Below are 5993 nucleotides of genomic sequence, written 5' to 3'. Positions count from 1 at the left end.
CCCCTCGGGGAGCGGCCGGGGCCTTTCGCATACGACGGGAGCGGGTCCTCAGGGCTTCACGGTGACCCGGGCCGCGACGGGCAGGTGGTCGCTGCCCGTGCGGGGCAGGGTCCAGGATGCCTCCGGCCGGATCCCGCGGACCATGATCTGGTCGATCCGGGCCATCGGGAACTGCGCCGGCCAGCTGAAGCCGAAGCCGTCGCCCGCCGCGCCCTGGGTGGAGCGCATCTGCGAGGTGACCTCGGACAGGGCGCGGTCGTTCATGGTGCCGTTGAGGTCACCGAGCAGGATGACCTTCTTCAGCGGCTCGGCGGCGAGCGCGGCGCCCAGCGCGTCGGCGCTGTCGTCGCGCTGGTTGGCGGTGAAGCCGGCGTTCATCTTGACCCGGACCGAGGGCAGGTGGGCGACGAAGGCGGCGACCTGCCCCTGGGGGGTGGTGACGGTGGCCCGCATGGCCCGGGTCCAGCCCATCCGGATGTCGACGGGCGCACTGGCGCTGAGGGGGTACTTGCTCCACAGGCCGACGGTGCCCTCGACGGAGTGGTACTTGTACGTGGCCGCGAGGGCCTTCTCGTAGACGGGGACGACGGCGCCCTTGAGCTCGGTCAGGGCCAGGACGTCGGCGCCGGACTTGGCGACCGACTCGGCGGTGCCGCGCGGATCGGGGTTGTCGGCGTCGACGTTGTGGGTGGCGACCGTCAGGTTGCCGCCGGGGCCGGACTTGTCGCTCACCAGGCCGCCGAAGAGGTTCGTCCACACCGCGGCCGTCAGCACGATCGCGATGAGCGCGGTGGCTGACCTGCGGTAGACGGCGCCGGCCACCAGGAGCGGGACGGCCAGGCCCAGCCAGGGCAGGAAGGTCTCGGTGAGGCTGCCGAGGTTGCCCACGTCGTTGGGCAGCTCGGCGTGGAAGATCATGACCAGCGAGAGCAGCGTCGCGATCGCGGCGAGGACCAGTCCGCGCCGCCAGATCCCCGGGTCCCTGCGCAGTTCGGTCAGCCGGCGCCGGAGGCGGGTTCCGGAGGGCTCGGGTTCCGAGCCGCCGTTCCCCGACTCCGTCATGTACGCCTGTGCCATCCCACTGCCCTCACTGCCGTGCTCGCGCTCCGTCCCCGCCCCTTGACCCTAGGCGATGAACCGGAGCCTTCCGTGCCGTACCTCACGACCGCCTGTCACGGTCGTACGTCCGGGAGGACGAACGGCCGTGCGCAGCAGGTTCCGCTTGTCACGAAACGCGCACATTGGATCCCGTGGCCGGGCTCGCACCTCCGCCCACTTCCGCCTTCGGCCACGCGGATGCCACCATGGGGGGTGAGTCCGGGGACGCCGTGAGGGCGCCTCGAGATGACACAAGGAGCAGTTGCAATGACGCATGCCGTTTCGCCTGCCCGCGAACCCGCAGCCGCGGCCTCCCCCACCCTGTACGGAGGCACGGGCACCCGGCGCATCACCGTCCGCGACCTGACCCTCGCCAAGGAACGCGGCGAGAAGTGGCCCATGCTCACCGCCTACGACGCGATGACCGCGTCCGTCTTCGACGAGGCCGGTATCCCGGTCATCCTCGTCGGCGACTCCATGGGCAATTGCCACCTCGGCTACGACTCCACCGTCCCGGTGACGATGGACCAGATGACCATGCTCTCGGCGGCCGTCGTGCGCGGCACGAGCCGTGCGCTGGTCATCGGCGACATGCCGTTCGGCTCGTACCAGGAGGGCGCGGTGCAGGCCCTGCGCAGCGCCACCCGTCTCGTCAAGGAGGCCGGGGTCGGAGCGGTGAAGCTGGAGGGCGGCGAGCGCTCGCTGGCCCAGACCGAGCTGATCGTGCAGGCCGGCATTCCCGTCATGTCCCACCTGGGTCTGACCCCGCAGTCGGTCAACGCCATGGGCTACCGGGTGCAGGGGCGCGGCGACGAGGCCGCGCACCGGCTGCTGCGCGATGCGAAGGCGGCGCAGGACGCGGGCGCGTTCGCCGTGGTGCTGGAGCTCGTTCCGGCCGAGCTGGCCGCCGAGGTCACCCGGTCCCTGCACATCCCGACCGTCGGCATCGGCGCGGGCGCGGAGTGCGACGCGCAGGTTCTGGTGTGGACGGACATGATGGGCCTGACCGGCGGGAAGATGCCGAAGTTCGTCAAGCAGTACGCGCAGCTGCGCGAGACCATGACCGGCGCGGCGAGGGCCTTCGCCGAGGACGTGGTCGGCGGAACGTTCCCGCAGGCGGAGCACGCCTTCCACTGATGCGCTGAGCGACCGCTCCGACAGCCCGCCGACACACGGTCGGCGGGCTGTCGTATGCCTGTCGTACGTTTGTCGGTCGGCTGTCGGTGCTTTGTCAGTGGCGGCTGGTCCCATGAGGCCATGACGCGAAACGACAACAAGCCCAACGCCGTGGAGGTACGGGGGCTGGTCAAGCACTACGGCGAGACCAAGGCCCTCGACGGTGTCGACCTGGACGTCCGGGAGGGCACGGTCCTCGGGGTCCTCGGCCCCAACGGCGCCGGCAAGACCACGCTGGTCCGCTGCCTGTCCACCCTGATCGTCCCGGACGCCGGCACCGCGACCGTCGCCGGCTTCGACGTGGTCCGCCAGCCGCGGCAGCTGCGCCGCACCATCGGCCTCACCGGCCAGTACGCCTCGGTCGACGAGAAGCTCTCCGGCTGGGAGAACCTCTACATGATCGGGCGGCTGCTCGACCTCTCCCGCAAGGACGCCCGCCTGCGCGCGGACGAGATGCTGGAGCGCTTCTCCCTGACCGAGGCCGCGAAGAAGGCCGCCATGAACTACTCCGGCGGCATGCGCCGCCGGCTGGACCTGGCGGCCTCACTGATCGGCAACCCGGCCGTGCTCTACCTGGACGAGCCGACCACCGGGCTCGACCCGCGCACCCGCAACGAAGTGTGGGACGAGGTCCAGCGTCTCGTCGCCGAGGGCGCCACCGTGCTGCTCACCACCCAGTACATGGAGGAGGCCGAGCAGCTCGCCAGCGAGCTCACGGTCATCGACCGCGGCAAGGTCATCGCCAACGGCAAGGTCGACGAGCTGAAGGCGCGCGTCGGCGGCCGCACCCTGAAGATCCGCCCCGTGGCCGCCTCGGACCTGCCGGGCATGGCCCGCTCGCTGGCCGAGGCCGGACTGGACGGCGTGGCCGGCAGCCAGGCCGTACCGGACGAGGGCGTGCTGCTGGTCCCGATCCTGAGCGACGAGCAGCTGACGGCCGTCGTCGGCCTGCTGGCCTCCCGCGGGTACGCGATCGCCGACCTCGGCACCTACCTGCCCAGCCTCGACGAGGTGTTCCTGGCCATCACCGGCCAGAAGCCCGCCTCCGTCGAGGACTCCGTTCCCACCGAGAAGACCGAGGAGGTCGCGGCATGAGCACCGTAACCACGACGAAGCCCGCTCCCACCGCGCCCGGTCCGGCCCCGGTGGCCGCCACGCACGGCGAGGGCCGGATCGGTCTGCGGGGCAACCTGCGGCACATCGGCGCCCTGGTGCGCCGCAACGCCCTGCAGATCAAGCAGGATCCCGAGTCGATGTTCGACGTCGTGTTCATGCCGATCATCTTCACGCTGCTGTTCGTGTTCGTCTTCGGCGGCGCGATCTCCGGCAAGGGCAACCAGGCGGAATACGTCAACTACGTGGTGCCGGGCCTGATGGCCATGATGGGCATGAACATCGCCATGGGTGTCGGCACCGGGGTCAACGACGACTTCAAGAAGGGCGTCATGGACCGGTTCCGGTCCATGCCCATCGCCCGGTCGTCGGTGCTCATCGCCAAGATCGTCGTCGAGCTCGGCCGGATGATGGTCGCCATCGCCATCCTGCTCGCCGTGGGCTTCCTGCTCGGCCTGTCGATCAAGGGTCCGGTGATGGGCCTGTTCCTCGCCATCGGGCTGTCGGCCGTCTTCGGCGCCTCGCTGATGTGGATCTTCGTCCTGCTCGGTCTCACCCTGAAGACCCCGCAGGCCGTCCAGGGCATGGCAATGATGGTCCTGATGCCGCTGCAGTTCGGCAGCTCGATCTTCGCCCCGCCGACCACGATGCCGGGCTGGCTGCAGTCCTTCACGGACTACAACCCGCTGTCGAACCTGGCGGACGCCGCCCGCGCCCTGATCAACGGCGCTCCGGTCGGCGACTCGGTGTGGATGACCCTGGTCTGGTCGCTGGCCATCACGGCGGTCACCATGCCGCTCGCGGTACGGAAGTTCCGCCAGAAGACCTGACCCGCGGACCGATCCGTTCGGATCGCGTCCCGGACGGACACCGGCCGGGGGCCGGGTCAGATGAGGGCGGTGGCCTCCTCCAGGGAGAGGCCGCCGCCTTCGGCGTACGCCTTCTCGTAGACGGCGTCGCCCAGCGCCGCCCGGGCCAGCTCCTGGGCGCGGGCATGGTCCTCGCGCTCCATCGTGATCGGGAAGTGCGCGGGAGGCAGCTGCGCCCGGTAGGCGCCCAGCAGCCTGGCGGCGTCGTACTCCCGGCGCGGGCCGCCGAGCGAGACCAGCGAGAGGGAGGCCGTCAGCAGGTGGACCGCGGGCATCTGCGGGGCCACCATCCGCGCCATCGGGTCCAGGGCGGTGTCCATGGCCTGGCGCAGCCGGCCGAGGGCCTCCTCGTACAGCCCCTCCCGGTTGTCCAGCCAGGCCATCGTGCCGAGCAGGAAGCCGTCGAAGATGGCGAACGCGCCGAAGGCGAACTCGTCCCGCAGGAGCTGCAGCTGGCCACGCGCCTCGGGGATGCGGCCCGTGCGGCCGAGGATGCCCGCGAGGAACATCCGGGCGGCGGGCATGGCCTCGTTGCCGTACTGCTGCACCGTGGCGGTGATCTCGGTGAGGATCTGCTCGGCCTCCTCGATCCGGCCGGCCTCGGTCAGCGTCCCGGCCATCCGTACGCGCAGCACCGTCACCTGGGCCATGGCGCCGAGGCGTTCGGCGTAGGCGATGGCCTCCTGGAAGTCGCGGGCTGCCAGTGCGTACTCGCCGCGCTTCTCCCGGGCCTCGGCGCGGGCGGACAGCGCCTCGGCGCAGCCCCAGGCGTCTCCGAGTTCGCGGAACAGGGACAGGCTCTCGTCGGCGTCGCGCGAGGCGTCCCCGGCCCAGTCGGCCCGGTTCGCGAGGATGTTGGCGCGCAGCTGGAGTCCGGAGGCCAGCTCCCAGCGGTAGCCGAGCTCGCGGGCGGTCTCGACGGTCGCGTCGACGACCCTCTGGAGCAGTCCGGGGTCGCCGGCGATCATGACGGCGTAGATCCACAGGGAGGCGGGGGTCCGGCAGGTCTGCGGCAGCCCGGGCCGGTAGGTGGCGAGGACCCCGTCGATCAGGGCGCGGACCGAGGGGGTGCTCCAGGTCTCGTTGGTCTGGTCGCGGGAGGCCAGCAGGACCAGGTTGAGGGCGCGCCAGCCCTCGGCGCGCGTTTCGCCGGAGTAGGGCGGCGGCGTGTCGACGAGCCGTTCGTAGACGGGCTCGGCGGGGACGAAGGGCGGTTCGAAGGGGTTGGGGCCGAGGGCGGCGGTGGCCTCGGCCCAGTGCCGGGACTCGGAGCGCAGGTCGTGCATGTGCCAGTACCAGCCGAGCGAGTGGACCAGGCACAGGGCTTCGTCGGCGTCGCGGACGGCGATGGCCCGGCGCAGGGCGGTACGCACGTTCTCGTACTCGGTGGCGAGCCGGTCGGTGGCCGCCCGCTGGCCGTGGCCGCGCAGCAGCGGCTCGGTGGTGCGGGCGAACTCGCGGTAGTGGACGAGGTGACGGTGCTCGGTGGCCTCGCGGTCGCCGGCGGTCTCGGCGAGGCGTTCGGCCGCGTACTCGCCGACCGTCTCCAGCAGGCGGTAGCGCATGCCGCGGCCGTCGGGTCCGGGGGCGGCCACGACGAGGGACTTGTCGACGAGGGAGCCGAGGACGTCGGCGGCGTCGTAGGAGGCGGGGTCGGACGGGTCGGCGCAGACGGCCTCGGCGGCGGCGAGGTCGCAGCTTGGTCTCCCGGGCACCGAGCGCGGCGAGGGTGGCCTC

Annotated in this window: 5 protein-coding genes; 3 read left to right on the top strand and 2 right to left on the bottom strand. The window is 71.6% G+C overall.

The window, feature by feature from the left end:
• Positions 1 to 48 precede the first annotated feature (48 nt).
• Positions 49 to 1077 (bottom strand): endonuclease/exonuclease/phosphatase family protein, encoded by a 1029-nt coding sequence (locus ACWGE1_RS39540; protein ID WP_453425308.1) that lies wholly within the window; start codon positions 1075 to 1077, stop codon positions 49 to 51.
• Between the two features lie 288 nt (positions 1078 to 1365).
• Between ACWGE1_RS39540 and panB the strand changes: the two genes are divergently transcribed.
• The 3 genes from panB (at position 1366) to ACWGE1_RS39525 (ending at position 4217) form a co-directional block, all read left to right on the top strand.
• Positions 1366 to 2235, top strand: coding sequence for a 3-methyl-2-oxobutanoate hydroxymethyltransferase (gene panB / locus ACWGE1_RS39535; protein WP_453425307.1), 870 nt, complete (start codon positions 1366 to 1368; stop codon positions 2233 to 2235).
• 120 nt (positions 2236 to 2355) lie between these two features.
• On the top strand, positions 2356 to 3369 hold the full coding sequence (locus tag ACWGE1_RS39530) for an ATP-binding cassette domain-containing protein (protein WP_453425306.1): 1014 nt from the start codon (positions 2356 to 2358) through the stop codon (positions 3367 to 3369).
• Positions 3366 to 4217, top strand: coding sequence for an ABC transporter permease (locus ACWGE1_RS39525; RefSeq protein WP_453425305.1), 852 nt, complete (start codon positions 3366 to 3368; stop codon positions 4215 to 4217). Before ACWGE1_RS39530 ends, ACWGE1_RS39525 begins: the two co-directional genes overlap by 4 nt.
• A 56-nt stretch (positions 4218 to 4273) precedes the next feature.
• Here the strand turns inward: ACWGE1_RS39525 and ACWGE1_RS39520 are convergent.
• Positions 4274 to 5993, bottom strand: a 1720-nt coding sequence (locus tag ACWGE1_RS39520; protein WP_453425304.1) for a tetratricopeptide repeat protein, incomplete at its 5' end; no start/stop codon positions are given.

Source organism: Streptomyces sp. NPDC054932 (genome assembly GCF_053610205.1).
The sequence above is the reverse complement of the archived record's forward strand: the minus strand, read 5'-3'. Positions and strand labels throughout refer to the sequence as shown.

What these genes read in the sequence shown, in the direction of transcription:
- panB (WP_453425307.1), top strand. Translation starts at nt 1,366, where the DNA reads ATGACGCATGCCGTTTCGCCTGCCCGCGAACCCGCAGCCGCGGCCTCC.
- ACWGE1_RS39525 (WP_453425305.1), top strand. Translation starts at nt 3,366, where the DNA reads ATGAGCACCGTAACCACGACGAAGCCCGCTCCCACCGCGCCCGGTCCG.
- ACWGE1_RS39540 (WP_453425308.1), bottom strand. Translation starts at nt 1,077, where the DNA reads ATGGCACAGGCGTACATGACGGAGTCGGGGAACGGCGGCTCGGAACCC.
- ACWGE1_RS39530 (WP_453425306.1), top strand. Translation starts at nt 2,356, where the DNA reads ATGACGCGAAACGACAACAAGCCCAACGCCGTGGAGGTACGGGGGCTG.